15 protein-coding genes are annotated in these 13,786 nt (G+C 38.5%); 6 read left to right on the top strand and 9 right to left on the bottom strand.

The features are described 5' to 3' along the window. Position 1: 1 nt before the first annotated feature. On the bottom strand, positions 2-1,318 hold the full coding sequence (gene mtaB / locus ACE01N_RS12830) for a tRNA (N(6)-L-threonylcarbamoyladenosine(37)-C(2))-methylthiotransferase MtaB (RefSeq protein WP_380589506.1): 1,317 nt from the start codon (positions 1,316-1,318) through the stop codon (positions 2-4). Positions 1,319-1,432: 114 nt separating this feature from the next. Between mtaB and ACE01N_RS12825 the strand changes: the two genes are divergently transcribed. Then, positions 1,433-2,749, top strand: coding sequence for an exo-beta-N-acetylmuramidase NamZ family protein (locus ACE01N_RS12825; RefSeq protein ID WP_380589503.1), 1,317 nt, complete (start codon positions 1,433-1,435; stop codon positions 2,747-2,749). A gap of 765 nt (positions 2,750-3,514) precedes the next feature. Here ACE01N_RS12825 and ACE01N_RS12820 read toward each other — a convergent pair. From ACE01N_RS12820 to ACE01N_RS12790, 7 genes are all read right to left on the bottom strand, one after another. Next, entirely contained in the window at positions 3,515-3,838 is a 324-nt protein-coding gene (locus ACE01N_RS12820) for a MazG nucleotide pyrophosphohydrolase domain-containing protein (RefSeq protein ID WP_380589500.1), read from the bottom strand. Positions 3,839-3,974: 136 nt separating this feature from the next. Continuing rightward, positions 3,975-4,481, bottom strand: coding sequence for a cupin domain-containing protein (locus ACE01N_RS12815; RefSeq protein WP_380589497.1), 507 nt, complete (start codon positions 4,479-4,481; stop codon positions 3,975-3,977). A 210-nt stretch (positions 4,482-4,691) separates the two neighbouring features. Continuing rightward, complete coding sequence (locus ACE01N_RS12810; RefSeq protein ID WP_380589494.1) at positions 4,692-5,339, bottom strand: class I SAM-dependent methyltransferase; 648 nt, start codon at positions 5,337-5,339, stop codon at positions 4,692-4,694. Positions 5,340-5,376: 37 nt separating this feature from the next. Next, positions 5,377-5,862, bottom strand: coding sequence for a pyridoxamine 5'-phosphate oxidase family protein (locus ACE01N_RS12805; RefSeq protein WP_380589491.1), 486 nt, complete (start codon positions 5,860-5,862; stop codon positions 5,377-5,379). Between the two features lie 197 nt (positions 5,863-6,059). Then, on the bottom strand, positions 6,060-6,545 hold the full coding sequence (locus ACE01N_RS12800; protein ID WP_380589488.1) for a hypothetical protein: 486 nt from the start codon (positions 6,543-6,545) through the stop codon (positions 6,060-6,062). 782 nt (positions 6,546-7,327) lie between these two features. Beyond that, on the bottom strand, positions 7,328-9,691 hold the full coding sequence (gene hypD / locus ACE01N_RS12795; RefSeq protein WP_380589485.1) for a trans-4-hydroxy-L-proline dehydratase: 2,364 nt from the start codon (positions 9,689-9,691) through the stop codon (positions 7,328-7,330). Positions 9,692-9,696: 5 nt separating this feature from the next. Continuing rightward, entirely contained in the window at positions 9,697-10,494 is a 798-nt protein-coding gene (locus ACE01N_RS12790; RefSeq protein WP_380589481.1) for a glycyl-radical enzyme activating protein, read from the bottom strand. 629 nt (positions 10,495-11,123) lie between these two features. On the opposite strand from ACE01N_RS12790, the gene ACE01N_RS12785 reads away from it, so the two are divergent. The 5 genes from ACE01N_RS12785 (at position 11,124) to ACE01N_RS12765 (ending at position 13,547) form a co-directional block, all read left to right on the top strand. Further along, complete coding sequence (locus tag ACE01N_RS12785) at positions 11,124-11,453, top strand: type II toxin-antitoxin system RelE/ParE family toxin (RefSeq protein ID WP_380589478.1); 330 nt, start codon at positions 11,124-11,126, stop codon at positions 11,451-11,453. Positions 11,454-11,465: 12 nt separating this feature from the next. After that, positions 11,466-11,795 (top strand): helix-turn-helix domain-containing protein, encoded by a 330-nt coding sequence (locus tag ACE01N_RS12780; protein WP_375728172.1) that lies wholly within the window; start codon positions 11,466-11,468, stop codon positions 11,793-11,795. A gap of 301 nt (positions 11,796-12,096) precedes the next feature. After that, positions 12,097-12,939, top strand: a complete 843-nt coding sequence (locus tag ACE01N_RS12775; protein ID WP_380589473.1) for an SDR family NAD(P)-dependent oxidoreductase — start codon at positions 12,097-12,099, stop codon at positions 12,937-12,939. 88 nt (positions 12,940-13,027) lie between these two features. Then, entirely contained in the window at positions 13,028-13,267 is a 240-nt protein-coding gene (locus tag ACE01N_RS12770) for a ribbon-helix-helix domain-containing protein (protein ID WP_375728169.1), read from the top strand. Continuing rightward, positions 13,260-13,547 (top strand): type II toxin-antitoxin system RelE/ParE family toxin, encoded by a 288-nt coding sequence (locus ACE01N_RS12765; protein WP_380589470.1) that lies wholly within the window; start codon positions 13,260-13,262, stop codon positions 13,545-13,547. The genes ACE01N_RS12770 and ACE01N_RS12765 overlap by 8 nt, the downstream gene beginning before the upstream one ends. A gap of 22 nt (positions 13,548-13,569) precedes the next feature. Here the strand turns inward: ACE01N_RS12765 and ACE01N_RS12760 are convergent, their stop codons facing one another. Then, positions 13,570-13,782: a hypothetical protein gene (locus ACE01N_RS12760; RefSeq protein ID WP_380589467.1), complete on the bottom strand. Its 213-nt coding sequence runs from the start codon at positions 13,780-13,782 to the stop codon at positions 13,570-13,572. Between the last annotated feature and the right edge of the window lie 4 nt (positions 13,783-13,786).

Below are 13,786 nucleotides of genomic sequence, written 5' to 3'. Positions count from 1 at the left end.
TTTATATCATTTTACAGGTCATGGTTTCAAACTGATGTTCCATGCCGGTTAATTTCACATGTGTTATTTTGTTGATCATCTCTGGCGTGTAAGCATAACTCACCTTGATATAATTATCTGTAAATCCAAACATCATTCCACCATTATTCTGGCTTTCAAACAGAACCGGTCTTACTTTTCCGGTTTGCGATTCATAAAAGGCCCGTGTCTTTTTATCAGACAACATCAGTAAACGCTGACTCCTTACCTTTTTCTCTCCGGCCGGCACCCTGTGATCTATCTTTAACGCCTGGGTACCTTCCCGTTCGGAATATGTAAATACATGAAGTTGTGACACATCCAGATCCGAAATAAAACTATAAGCCTCTTCAAACTGTTGTTTACTTTCACCATTCACACCCACAATCACATCCACACCTATAAATGCATCCGGCAATTTATGTTTGATAGTTTCAACCCTGTTTTTAAAAAGTGTTGTATCATATTTACGGCGCATAAGTTTCAGAACTTCATCCGATCCGGACTGCAACGGAATATGAAAATGCGGTGCAATGTGTTTTGAACCGGAAACAAGGTCAATAATCTCGTCGGTCAAAAGGTTTGGCTCAACCGAACCGATACGGAATCTGACATCCGCATCAATGCGATCCAAAGCTACCAAAAAGTCATAGAAGCTTTCTTCGCTCCCTTTACCAAAATCCCCGATATTTACACCGGTAAGTATGATTTCCCGGGCTCCATCACGAATCGCTTCTTCAGCAGTTTTTATGGTTTCTGCCACACTGCCGCTCCGACTACGTCCACGTGCAAACGGAATGGTACAGTAGGAACAATAATAATCGCATCCGTCCTGTATTTTCAGAAAACACCTGGTCCTGTCCGAACCGGAGTATGACGGATAAAATGCCTCTATATCTTTTAGTTTGCTTACATGCACCTCTGCCCGGCTTTCCTTCTCCATATGGTCTATAAAATCCAGCATCCTGAACTTTTCGTTTGAACCAAGGATCAGGTCTACGCCTTCAATATCTGCAATTTCTTCCGGCTTTAGCTGTGCATAACACCCCATTACCACTACATAAGCGCCGGGATTTTTCCGTATCTCAGAACGTATGGCATTGCGGCATTTTTTATCAGCAAGCTCTGTCACAGAACAGGTATTGATCACAACCAGATCAGCCGGTTCACCCTTTGCAGCGTTTAAAAAACCTGCATCTTTTAAGGTGGTACCGATGGCTGAAGATTCTGAAAAATTGAGTTTGCACCCGAGTGTATGAAACTTTACCTTTTTTTTCTGAAATACAGAGGTATCAATCATCTGTTCAAAGCCTGTAGATTCAGTGTGCAAAGGTAAAATAAAAAGCCAAAAGTGCCCGTGAGAAGATTGAGCAGCTGGCAATTTTTCATTATTTTTAGCATTCAAATTCAGGACATGAAGTTTTTTAAACTGATAATAATATACTTTCAGAGAGCAAATACCAACTGCCTTCCCGCACCCCCGTCCCCTGAAGGGGCAAGCCTTCCCGCACAAAATAATCCATTCAGGGAATTAAAAATTATAATTATCAATCATTTTACTATTACAGCAATACTGTTGCTTTTATTCCCTTTTGTGAGTTCCTGCAGGGATCAACAAATGGAAATCAGACCCGGTGCCAGTCAGACATTGGAGTATTTATCATTGCTTCAGGGAAAATCCGTTGCACTGGTGGTCAATCACACATCGCTTATTGGCCAAACACATCTGGCCGATTCCTTACTGAACCTGGATATTAATATAAAACAGATTTTTAGTCCAGAGCACGGCTTCCGTGGAAATGAAGATGCAGGTGCATTGGTAAAAGATGGCATTGATCCCAAAACCGGATTGCCTGTAATATCGTTATACGGATCGCACAAAAAACCGCAACCGGAAGATTTGAAAAGCATCGACATTGTAGTATTTGACCTGCAGGATGTAGGCGTTCGTTTTTTCACTTATATTTCAACGCTTTTTTATGTGATGGAAGCCTGTGCGGAACATAACATTCCAATGGTTGTACTGGATCGGCCTAATCCCAATGGCGATTATGTGGCCGGTGCCGTACTGGACATGGACCTTAAATCGTTTGTCGGAATATTACCTTTACCTGTGGTTTACGGCCTTACGATGGGTGAACTGGCCCGAATGATCAACGGCGAAGGCTGGTTGAAAGACGATCTGCAGTGCGATTTACGGGTGATCAATATTCAAAACTGGGATCATAATACGCGCTACGAACTTCCTGTAAAACCATCACCCAATCTGCCCAATTATCAGTCAGTACGCTTATACCCTTCGCTTTGCATTTTTGAAGGAACCAATATGAGTGTCGGACGCGGAACCAGTTTTCCATTTCAGGTGATCGGGTATCCGGATTCAACGTACGGATCATTCACATTTACACCAAAATCCATTAAAGGCATGGCATTGAATCCTAAACATAAAGACGAACTGTGTTACGGGATTAATCTGAGAAACATTGATCCGCCAAAGTTCACCCTGCAATACTTCTTTGATTATCTGAAAATTACGAAAGACACTGCCGCTTATTTTGAACGCCCCGAATGGATTGAAATGCTGATGGGTGATCCTGATTTTATTGAAAAAGTTGAAGCCGGACAAACTGAATCACAAATTACGGAAAGCTGGCAAACGGATTTGAATGCCTATCTGTTGATGCGAAAAAAATATTTACTTTACCCCGATTTTGAAACGGCAAACAAGTGAACAAGGTTGAAGAAAAAATAACATGCACACAGTGCGGCAATTCCTTTCACAAGGAAGATCTGACCGTAATTTGCTCCAATTGCTTTGCCTGCACCGGTTGCGAACGTTACCTCTGCCCGGTGTGCGATGTGGCCATTGTAATTACGCCGGTAAAACCAATGTGCGGACTGGATGGAAAGCGGCTGGTGTGATGCCGATGTTTTATTCTGCCATCCCTTCAGGATTATCTTTCATAAAAGCCTGGTCACAGTTACAGGAATATCAACCCTTCGGGTTTCGTTATTTGGTCATAAGCCGTCTGTAAATTTAGCTGAATCCCAACGGGATGTCATTATTGTAACCAAAAGAATATGACAGAACGTAAAACCCGGAACAGGTGATATTATAATATTAAAATAATCAAATCCTTAGATTTTTATTGCCATCCCTTCAGGATTATCTTTCATAAAAGCCTGGTCACAGTTACAGGAATATCAACCCTTCGGGTTTTGTTATTTGGTCATAAGCCGTCTGTGAAATGAGTTAAATCCCAACGGGATGTCATTATTGTAAGCAAATGAATATGACGTAAAGTATAAACCCGGAACGGGTGATATTATTAATGGGATCAGAAATTTCCTTACTGCCATACTTCGCGCCCATTTTTAGTTATTAATTGAAACTTACAAAATCAAACATTCAAATAATATCGCAAAAACGACAAAAAGAAAACTCCCATTACAAGCGAGGAGCCGTGTTGGGTAATACTGATAGAATGGTTGAACCTTAGACCCATTTTCTTTTTTTATTGATTTCTTCCTTTTCTCTAAAAGCCTCCTCAATATCAATATCAAACCGATTGGCGATGGAACACAGATAAATTACCATATCTGCAATTTCTTCCTTTACAGAACCTACGTTGGAATTAATATCAATTTTTATCTTCATAACCTTGCGAACAGCCTTAAAAAGCTCACCCATTTCTTCTCCAAGCAACAGGCATTTTTCTAATGCATTCTGACTTGCGAATCCACGTTGCAGCTCAAGTTTTGTTACGTACTCCTGATAATCTTTAAAAGTCGGGTTGTTTTTCAGTTCCAGCTTACTCATCGTCTGATTTTTTTGTAAGAATATTCGTATGTAAATTATGTTGTAACAGTTTCTAATTTTAAAAAATCAGAACTATCCCCGAGGTTCTTTTCCAACAGATACAGTACTGCAAATACCTGTACACAATCTCGGCACCTTATTTATGTTTATGTTGTAATTCACGCCATACTTCACCGACCTTCTCTTCTCCTTTATTATATCCAACCTGAGAACTTTTTTCGAATATCTCACCGTATGGCGAAATATTTATTTTTCCTGAATCCGGATATTCCACCACATCTATTCCAACAGTAGTCCTCAAATCCAAATATGTACAAGGCACGTTATCATGATTAAAAAATTGATGGGCACTCGTTTCTCCCATCTCAAAAAAGATAATTTCCCCTTTGTTTACAACGTTTAATCCATCCTTCGTCCGTAAGGTCATTGAACCTGAAAGTACCATTATTAGTTCCTCTGCATTTCTGTGAAAATGATAGGGGAAAGAATATTTACCGGGTACTAACTGACGAATATCAAATTTAAAGTGTTTTGAATTTGCAATCTCACTTAATCTTGGCGTAAGCGTTTTTAATCTGAAATCATTTAATGTTTCTGAATCTACCCCAAAATCCAATGTGTCAGGTTTAATAATCGTTGTCATAATTCGTTTATTTAATTGTTAAAGACCAAAATATGAGATCCGGCCCGTAACATATTAACACCTGATCTTCCCTCATTAAAGTTTCATGTTTCTACCTAAATTAGGAATTACATCTGGTGCCAACTGCCAAACCGGGAGTTATGCTATTGTAGGGTATGATGTTGCAATTTAATAAAAACGGTACTAAACATGTATTGTAAGCCTGTTATTTTAGTTTTCTTTTTTCTGACCAATAAAAATAAATCCATTGGAGGTATTTCCATTCATGGTTTTAAATGTAACCTTTCTGAACAGTTTTTCATTAAAGCCATCCGTTAATTCTGAAATATACGTCCTTTCATGATGTCTTAATACAGCGCCATCATTTAGTTCAAATATTCCATAAGTTCCATATTTAGCTGCAAATTCATCATAACGATTCATATTTCTTTCATCTGTATTGACGAGAAAGTCATTGATATAAATTAAACCTCCCGGCTTTAACACTCTCCAGATTTCAGCAATCAACTCCTCTTGTTTGCAATTCTCTTTTATACAGGTAAGCACTGCGAACAGAATAACCATATCAACGGAATTTGACGGACAGCTGATTTTGTCATTGATACATGTTCTTAAATCTAAATGCGGATAATTTACATTTCCTCGTTTTATCATTTCTGCGGCATAGTCAAATCCAATTAAGTTCCGGTATCCTAATGCATAAAACTCATTTAAGGTTCTACCATAACCACAGCCATAATCAACAATTAATGAATCAGGATTCAAATACTTAGCTACTAATTCATGATCCAGATATGTGGTAAATTCTCTATCCTGCGATACACTATTCCAGTAATCTATTTGGTTGCTGAATGCCATAATTTATGATAACTATTTTTCTCTCGTTCCAATTTCTTTATCGTCCGGCTTTCCCATGAATCTGTTTAATATCAAGTCTGAGGATCTCCATTTGTGCGTAAAAATCATCAGATTTGACTAGTTTTTCTTTGATAACAGAATCTGTAGTTTCAAGATGATGAAGCAAAACACGCATCCCGTGTTTTTTCTCCTCTACATCACTTACTATCTGCATATCGCCCCCAAAAACAACAGATTTATATTCGTGTCCACACTCATTTATGATATAACCGCCATCCTCAATCACTGTTGCACAAACTCTATTATTAGCGTTCAGGAAATCAAGTTTCAACCCTTCGGGAGCACAATGAAAATATAAGGATTGCTTCTCGGGATCGTAGCCATAACTAAGCGTTACGATATATGGCTCATCCTCCCTGCACATGGAGATGATCGCATATTTGCAATTCTTTATAATCCGCTCCATCTCTTCTTTGTCTTTAATCTCACGATTTGGGCGGTTATGTAAGTGATATTTTTTCATTTGTAATCTGTTCCAACGCATGAAAATAGTCAATCATGGAAATATATCGTATTATCTGATTAACTAAAATAATGTTTCAAATGGTAATTCTTACATAACTGTTCAAGCAGGAAAACAAGACCGGTTCAATACCGGATTCTAAAGTACATAAAATATTACAGTGTACCTTGCATAAAATTTTTATATCTCCTCAAAAGTCAATAACTGTTTTTTGTAATAAGTTCTTCCAGTGCATTGTGCAAATCCTCAATACAGGCATCAGCTTCATCCGTAAAAGTCCCGCTATTGATAAAGCACGGTGATGTAATGATAAAATACTCTTTTGTTTCTCCGTAATATATGGGGATGCACCAGGAATACATCTGCTGCGACTTTATAAACGTAATCAACTCCTGCTTTTGGGCTATGGGATAAAAATCGAGAATAAGTGAGGAACTTACCGGCGTATCCACATATTTTTCAAACGCTCTGTCTGGATTTTGATATTTTATAACAGCAAGCGGAACATCGGCATTTTTTGGATAATCCCTGATATCAAAATTATCCCGTACGATTTCGCAATTCCATCCCGCAGGTGCTGCACTACAAAAGTCGTCTAAGGCTGGATTTTTGTCTGCCTTTTCGCAGGATATGCAAATTGCAATTACAAATGCGATGGACAGTAATTTAAAAATGGGGTTCATTGGTAACAGTTTGACATTTAACCTGTAAAAGATGTTTTTATAACCGTTTTGGTTGCATTAACATAAATAATAAGGCTATCCCAAAAGTGATATGAGAATAAACTTTACTTACAGATTGTAAGTACTTTTTAAAAACCACCTCTAAATCCCTTTGTGCCTCCGCTATAGCTTAGGTGACACGCGGAAAAGGGATTTAAGTGGTGGACGGTAAACGGGTGGAATGATGCCGATGTTTGATTCTGTTATCCCTTCAGGATTTATAAAACTCACAACATAACTGAACTTGCTACAATCATTTCAACCCTTCGGGTTTCGTTATTTGGTAATAATCCATCTGTAAATCGAGTTGAATCCCAAAGCGATGTCATTATTGTAAGCAAAAGAATATAACTTAATGTAAAACCCGGAACGGGTGATATTATTAAAGGATCAGAAATTCAGGTACTGCAAGCCCTAGTTAAATGTTAATCGGGGCTTTTTGTTTAAAACTACTGTTTTCCGGATAAAAAACAATATTACTTAAAGATTCTTCGCTTCATTTTACTACGCTCGGAATGACAATCCTCCAGCCCCACAACCAGCAAATGACTGTCATTCAGGGTGAAGCGAGGAATCTCTGACGCTTTAACCAGACAACAGTATATCGAAAGTCCTTGTTAATTGTAATTGTTATCACTCGCACTTATCGCTAAAACAAAAAAAGCCCCTCGCTGTAACAAGGGGCCGTATATTAAATCTTATCCTGATGTTCATCGGGATCTCTTTTAAAAAAGGAGAACATCTTAAACGCCTTCGTGGGCTGTGCGGCGGATAATTTCGTCCTGAAGGTCGTAACCCAGATCGTTGAAATAATCGCTGTAACCCGCCACGCGTACAATCAGGTCGCGGTAATCCTGTGGCTTTTTCTGTGCATCTTTTAAGGTATCGGCATCCACCACATTGAACTGAATATGGTGACCGTTTAATCTGAAGTAACTCCGCACCAAAGCTGCCACTTTAGAAATAGCCGTATCATCCTTAAAGAAAGCCGGTGCAAATTTCTGGTTCAGCAGCGTACCGCCGGTTCGTAAATGATCGATCTTGGCTGCCGAGCGAATGACGGATGTCGGTCCCTGGCGGTCAGCGCCCTGCACCGGACTGATCCCTTCAGACAGCGGCACTCCCGCTTTACGTCCATCCGGCAGTGCCTTGATCACACTACCAAAATAGATGTGACAGGTGGTAGGCAACAGGTTCACCCGGTGATAACCACCACGACTATTGGGTTTACCATCTATTGCATCGTAGTATATTTCAAACACATCACGCAACTGATCATCAGCGGCATCGTCATCGTTACCATACTTCGGTGTTTTATACAACAGTTCATACAAAAATTCAGTATGACCTTCAAAATTGTCTTTCAGTATCGTAAGAAACGCTTCCATCGACAACGACTGTTTGTCGTAAACATGCACTTTCAAAGCAGTCAGTGCATCTGTTATGGTTCCCATACCCACACCCTGAATATATGATGTATTATACCGTGCACCACCGGCATTATAGTCCACGGCGTTATCAATACAATCGTCGATAATCAGCGACAGAAACGGTACAGGCATGTGTTTTATAAAAACCTGTTCAATGATATTATTGCCCTTAATCTTAATGTCAGTAAAGTAATTCAGCTGCCTTGTAAATGCTTCCATCAGATCATTAAATGTGGCAAAGTTTTTCGGATCACCCGTTTGCAGACCGATGGTTTTTCCGGTTCTGGGATCCACACCGTTATTCAGGGTCACTTCCAGTACCTTAGGTATATTGAAATAGCCGGTCAACAGATAAGCTTCTGTACCAAAGGCACCGCTTTCCACACAACCGCTGGCACCACCATTCCGGGCATCGATCAGCGATTTTCCCTGGGCGGTGAGTTCCTGTACAATAGCATCCGTATTAAAAATGGAAGGTTGACCAAAACCGGTTTTTACGATCTTAACAGCCCGTTCAATGAACTTATCCGGATTCAGCTTGCTCAACTGCACCATGGAACTGGGTTGCAGCAGGCGCATCTCCTCAATCACATCCAGCAGGATATACGACATTTCATTTACGGCATCGGTGCCATCTTCCTTAACACCTCCCACATTGATCAGACAGAAATCTGTATAGGTATTACTTTCCTGTGCAGTGACCCCAACTTTTGGTGGTGACGGATGGTTGTTGAATTTTACCCAAAATGCCTGCAGCAGTTCAATTGCCCTTTCTTTGGTTAGCGTTCCGTCCGCCAAACCTTTTTCGTAAAACGGCAACAAGTGCTGGTCCAAACGTCCGGGATTAAATGAATCCCATGGATTTAATTCCGTAATTACTGCCAAATGAATAAACCAGTAATGCTGCAATGCCTCGTGAAACGTTTCAGGAGCATGTGCAGGCACCTTATTACAGATACGGGCCATCTCAAGCAACTCAGCCCTTCTGGTCTCATCTTCTTCTTTTTCAGCCAGTTCTTCCAGGGCATTTGCATAACGTTCAGCCCAGATGATCAGTCCTTCTGCTGCATGACGCATTCCCGTCAGTTCTTCCAGTCTTTCTTCTGAACCGGAATCGTCAGACTGTTGCCATTTTTTTTCTGAACGCTTCACATCCTCAATAAGGTCAAACATTCCTTTTTTCCAGATCTTTTTGCCGCCTACGGTATGCCCCGGCGCACGCTGTTCCTGAAATTCTGTAAACATTCCGGCCTCATATGCCGCATGCCATTCTTCAGGCAGCGCATTCATAATGCGGTCACGATTGGTCCGTCCCTTCCAGAACGGTGTAATCACTTCCTTGTAAATCCGTTTGGTATCTTCACTCACTTTGAATGAGACTTTTGGTCTGGTGTCCAGAATCTCCATGTCTTCCGGAGAATGAAGCGATATTTCAGGGTAAGTGGGTGTGGCCTTAGGTTCCGGCCCGCGTTCGCCTACTATCAGTTCACCTTCGTTAATACACAGGTGCTTGTTTGTGGCGATGTATTTAAAACACATGCCTCTTTGAACCGGGACGGACATTTTTTCTGCGTCCGGTTTCTTATAAAATTCAGTAACTAAAAGCGCCCGTTCCGGATTCAGCCGGTTTACGGCATCCAGACTTTGTGTGCGTAATTTAGAAATGCGTTCGTTCATTTTGCCTATCCTCCAATAGTGGTTAAAATTCCTGCTTTTGTGTATATCCCGACGATGTCGGTCAAATCTTCTTCGTATAACGATTTGATCCCTTCCATGCGGTTCCCGATACCAAATCGTTTGTATTTATGCGCTGCAATGGCGTGAAAAGGCAGTAAGTCCACCTGTTCCACACTGCCGTTCAACCTTTTTATATGCGACGCGATCCTTTCCTGCTCCTCTGCAGAATAGTTAAATCCCGGGATAACAGGCACCCGGATCCTGATTCTTTTTCCGTTCGCTACCAGGTTTTCCAGGTTTTTTAATATCAGCCTGTTGGGAATTCCGGTAAATGCCTCATGCTTTGCCGAATCAACATGTTTCAGATCGAACAGAAACAGGTCGGTCATGGGCAAAATCCGTTCAAAATTCGACCAGGCTGTCTGTCCCGATGTATCCACAACCGTATGATAGCCTTCTTTCTTGCTGTGAATCAGCAGGTCTTCCAGAAAACCGGTCTGCTGCAGGGGTTCTCCTCCTGAGAAGGTGACACCTCCACCCGATTCCTCCATAAACACCGCTTCACGCTCCAGAACACGCATCACCTCTTCTGTCGTCCAGGTCCGGCCAGTTTCCTCCGTTTCATTCATCACACATCCGTCCACAATAATTTTCTTGTCTGACACCAAAGCTCTGGGATCAATGCTTTCGGGGTTATGGCACCATGCACAGCGGAGCGGACATCCTTTAAAAAAGACGGTAGTACGGATTCCGGGTCCGTCATGAACAGCGAAACGCTTTATATCATAAATAATACCTGACAATTTAATTACGAATTAGTAATCCTGCGCTAAAGCTTCGGATCATGATAGAATTATGAACTATTATAGAAAACGAAAAGAGGAAATGTTCCGGATGGGAACGCTATCAGAGGTTATAATACATACGGCATTCAAAGAGACCTTTGCCGCTTGCATTATTCTGGATGATATGTAAATTGAGGTAAATCATTGGTACAAATGTACTAAAGTTTTGATATGTTGAATCAATGCAGGGCCATTTTTTGCATGCGTGCTTACACATCAGGTGATTCATCATAAAACCATGCATTAAATACACTCATAAAGCAAATCCGGATAACCTGATTCGGCATGTAATATTTTCTCCTTCCCTTTTGCTGTTGTATCATCTTTTTATGTATTTTAGTCTCACCAAAGTGAAAAGAACCTGTATCTCCTGGATACAGTCGGATAAAACCTGTTATGCAAAATGAACATTACATTCAACAAAAATAAAGCAAATTAGAAATGGGCTTTATCGCCTTGAATGACTCTTTAAACAGCATGACTGTCAGTATATATGATAGACGTAGGGAATTATGGAATGACGAATTTAGCCTTCAATAATGTTTCCCAATAAGGAAATTATTTGTATTTTTGTTAAATAATCAAGAATGAACAAATACGATGTAATATTTCTAATTAATGCCAAAGAATTTTTAGATAAATTAGACTCAAAGACAAGGGAAAAAATTCTTTTCAATATTTGGAAATCTAAAGCAACTAACGATCCTGAATTGTTTAAAAAACTGGATGGTGAAATTTGGGAGTTCAGAACGAGGTTTAAAAATAAACAAATCAGACTTCTTGCATTTTGGGATAAGAGAGATAATCAAAATACTTTAATCATTGCAACCAATGGATTTATCAAAAAAACTCAGAAAACTCCCAAAAAAGAGATTGAAAAAGCTGAGAAACTTAAAAATGATTATTTTAACGATTAAAAGAAATTTATCATGAAACAACAGAAAATTAAAACATATTCTCTTGAAGAATTGACTGATGATTATATCGGTAAAAGAGGAACTGAAAACAGAGAAAAATTTGAATTTGAATTGAAATTAGATATTCTTGGGGATATGATTAAAAAAGCCAGGAAAGAACAAAATCTTACTCAGGAACAACTTGGTCATTTAATTGGAGTTCAAAAAGCTCAGATTTCCAAAATTGAGAACAATACCAAAGATGTTAGATTCTCAACTGTTTTAAGAGTTTTTGAAGCATTAAAAGCTAAAGTTAAAATGACGATTGATTTCGATTCAGATTCTCACCTTGAAATTGCCTAAAAGAAACAACTGCATGCAACATACGGTCATAGTGGAAAAGTTGTGTGCCATTTGAAAATCCAACCATACGTTCAAGCACATTTGCCGTTCCGGCATTTTTAAGTTTTGCTCCTTCCCTTTTGTCTGTTGTATCATCTTTTTATGTATTTTAGTTTCACCAAACTGAAAAGAACCTGTATCATATTGATACGCTCTGATATAAACTGTCTTGCGAAATGATCAGAACAACCCATAAAATAGAACAGCATAACTATTTGTATATATACTTGTTAGCGTAAAATACTAAAACATACTACATCCTTTGAAATTTACAGATTTCTATAAAGACAAGATTGTTGTTGTTACAGGTGGTGGTTCTGGGCTAGGACAAGCTATCTGTTTAAATCTTGCAACATGCGATGCTATAGTGATATGTACAGATAAAGATTTAAGATTAGCAGAAAATACTATAGAAATAATACATTCTAAAACTCAGGATAACAATTCCCAGGCTATTCAATTAGATGTAACAAATACTAAACAAATAAGAGATGTAATTACCAATGTTAGCAAAGAATTCGGACGTATTGACTACATGTTTAATAATGCAGGTATTACAATAGGAGGAGAAATTAGAGACTTAAGTATAAATCATTGGAAAAAAGTAATTGATGTAAATTTATTTGGATTAATATCTTGTGCAACAGAAGCATTCAAGTTAATGAGTAAAGTAAAACAAGGACATATTGTCAATATAACATCAATATCAGGACTTTTAGAATATACAGCAGTAAGTACTCCATATTCTGTTTCAAAACATGGAGCTGTTTCATTTTCGAAAGCTTTAAGATTAGAAGCTTTAGATTTTAATATAAAAGTAACGACTGTCTGTCCTGGTACAATAAAAACAATGATTGGGAAAAACATGGAGCTTATTAATACAAATCAACAAGGAAAACAACGACCAATTGACTTTATTGAAAAAGGTATTCCTCCAGAATATGCTTCTCAAATAATTCTATATGGAGTAAAGAAAAATAAATCATTGATAATATTTCCGACATCATTTAAGATTTATTATTACCTGACAAAAATTTTCGGTTTCATTGATAAAAACATGACTCTAAAAATGATTAGGAATTTTAGAAAAAATGATAGATTGTAATAAAGTAATTTACACAACAGCCAATAATACTGAGAAAGTTGCAAGTGATTCGAATTTGGTGTAAATTTACATCACAAAATAAAAAATTATGCCAAGACAAAGTATATCATTTTCAAAACCCAACGATGAGTGGTTAAAAACACAAGTAGAAAGCGAAGAATATTCGAGTAAAAGTGAACTTGTTAACGACTTGATCAGACAGGCCAGAAAACAGCAGGCTCATATAGATTGGATTAGAGCAAAACTTGAAAGATCTGAAAGAAGTGGTTTTACGGATGATACGAAAGAACAAATCTTAAAACAATCAAAGTCGTTACTTAATGGCTAAATACAGACTAAGTAACGTAGCTAAAGAAGATTTGATACGTATTCACCATTACGGAGTAAGAAAATTTGGCATTACACAAGCAGATTTATACTTTGAATCATTCTTTGAGTATTTTGAAATTATTGCCCAAAAACCTTTTGCATTTGAATCTGTAGATTATATAAAAAAAGGATATCGAAGATGTGCTTGTGGTTCCGATAGTATATATTTCAGAGTAAATGATAATATTGTTGAGATCATGGCAATTGTTGGAATGCAGGATTTAAATAATATTCTTTAATTGTTTGATATTAAAACCATTACTAAAAATGTACTATTGACAATACACGGGCATAGTAGGAATATTGCGTGCTATTTGATAATCCAACCACACCTTCAAACACATTTGCCGTTCCGGTATGTTTAAGTTTTGCCCCTCCACTTTTGTCTGTTGTATCGCTTTTTTTATGTATTTTAGTTTCACCAAACTGAAAAGAACCTGTATCACATGGATACACTCTGATATAACCTGTCATGCGA

The organism is Quyinboa ferrireducens, from assembly GCF_042436675.1.
Lineage (GTDB): Bacteria > Bacteroidota > Bacteroidia > Bacteroidales > UBA5342 > JBHJHP01.
Note: the sequence above shows the minus strand (reverse complement) of the source record. Positions and strands in the feature narration are given on the sequence as shown.

What these genes read in the sequence shown, in the direction of transcription:
- ACE01N_RS12785 (WP_380589478.1), top strand. Translation starts at nt 11,124, where the DNA reads ATGAACAAATACGATGTAATATTTCTAATTAATGCCAAAGAATTTTTA.
- ACE01N_RS12825 (WP_380589503.1), top strand. Translation starts at nt 1,433, where the DNA reads ATGAAGTTTTTTAAACTGATAATAATATACTTTCAGAGAGCAAATACC.
- ACE01N_RS12760 (WP_380589467.1), bottom strand. Translation starts at nt 13,782, where the DNA reads ATGACAGGTTATATCAGAGTGTATCCATGTGATACAGGTTCTTTTCAG.
- ACE01N_RS12815 (WP_380589497.1), bottom strand. Translation starts at nt 4,481, where the DNA reads ATGACAACGATTATTAAACCTGACACATTGGATTTTGGGGTAGATTCA.
- ACE01N_RS12765 (WP_380589470.1), top strand. Translation starts at nt 13,260, where the DNA reads ATGGCTAAATACAGACTAAGTAACGTAGCTAAAGAAGATTTGATACGT.
- hypD (WP_380589485.1), bottom strand. Translation starts at nt 9,691, where the DNA reads ATGAACGAACGCATTTCTAAATTACGCACACAAAGTCTGGATGCCGTA.
- ACE01N_RS12800 (WP_380589488.1), bottom strand. Translation starts at nt 6,545, where the DNA reads ATGAACCCCATTTTTAAATTACTGTCCATCGCATTTGTAATTGCAATT.
- mtaB (WP_380589506.1), bottom strand. Translation starts at nt 1,318, where the DNA reads ATGATTGATACCTCTGTATTTCAGAAAAAAAAGGTAAAGTTTCATACA.
- ACE01N_RS12770 (WP_375728169.1), top strand. Translation starts at nt 13,028, where the DNA reads ATGCCAAGACAAAGTATATCATTTTCAAAACCCAACGATGAGTGGTTA.
- ACE01N_RS12820 (WP_380589500.1), bottom strand. Translation starts at nt 3,838, where the DNA reads ATGAGTAAGCTGGAACTGAAAAACAACCCGACTTTTAAAGATTATCAG.
- ACE01N_RS12810 (WP_380589494.1), bottom strand. Translation starts at nt 5,339, where the DNA reads ATGGCATTCAGCAACCAAATAGATTACTGGAATAGTGTATCGCAGGAT.
- ACE01N_RS12780 (WP_375728172.1), top strand. Translation starts at nt 11,466, where the DNA reads ATGAAACAACAGAAAATTAAAACATATTCTCTTGAAGAATTGACTGAT.
- ACE01N_RS12805 (WP_380589491.1), bottom strand. Translation starts at nt 5,862, where the DNA reads ATGAAAAAATATCACTTACATAACCGCCCAAATCGTGAGATTAAAGAC.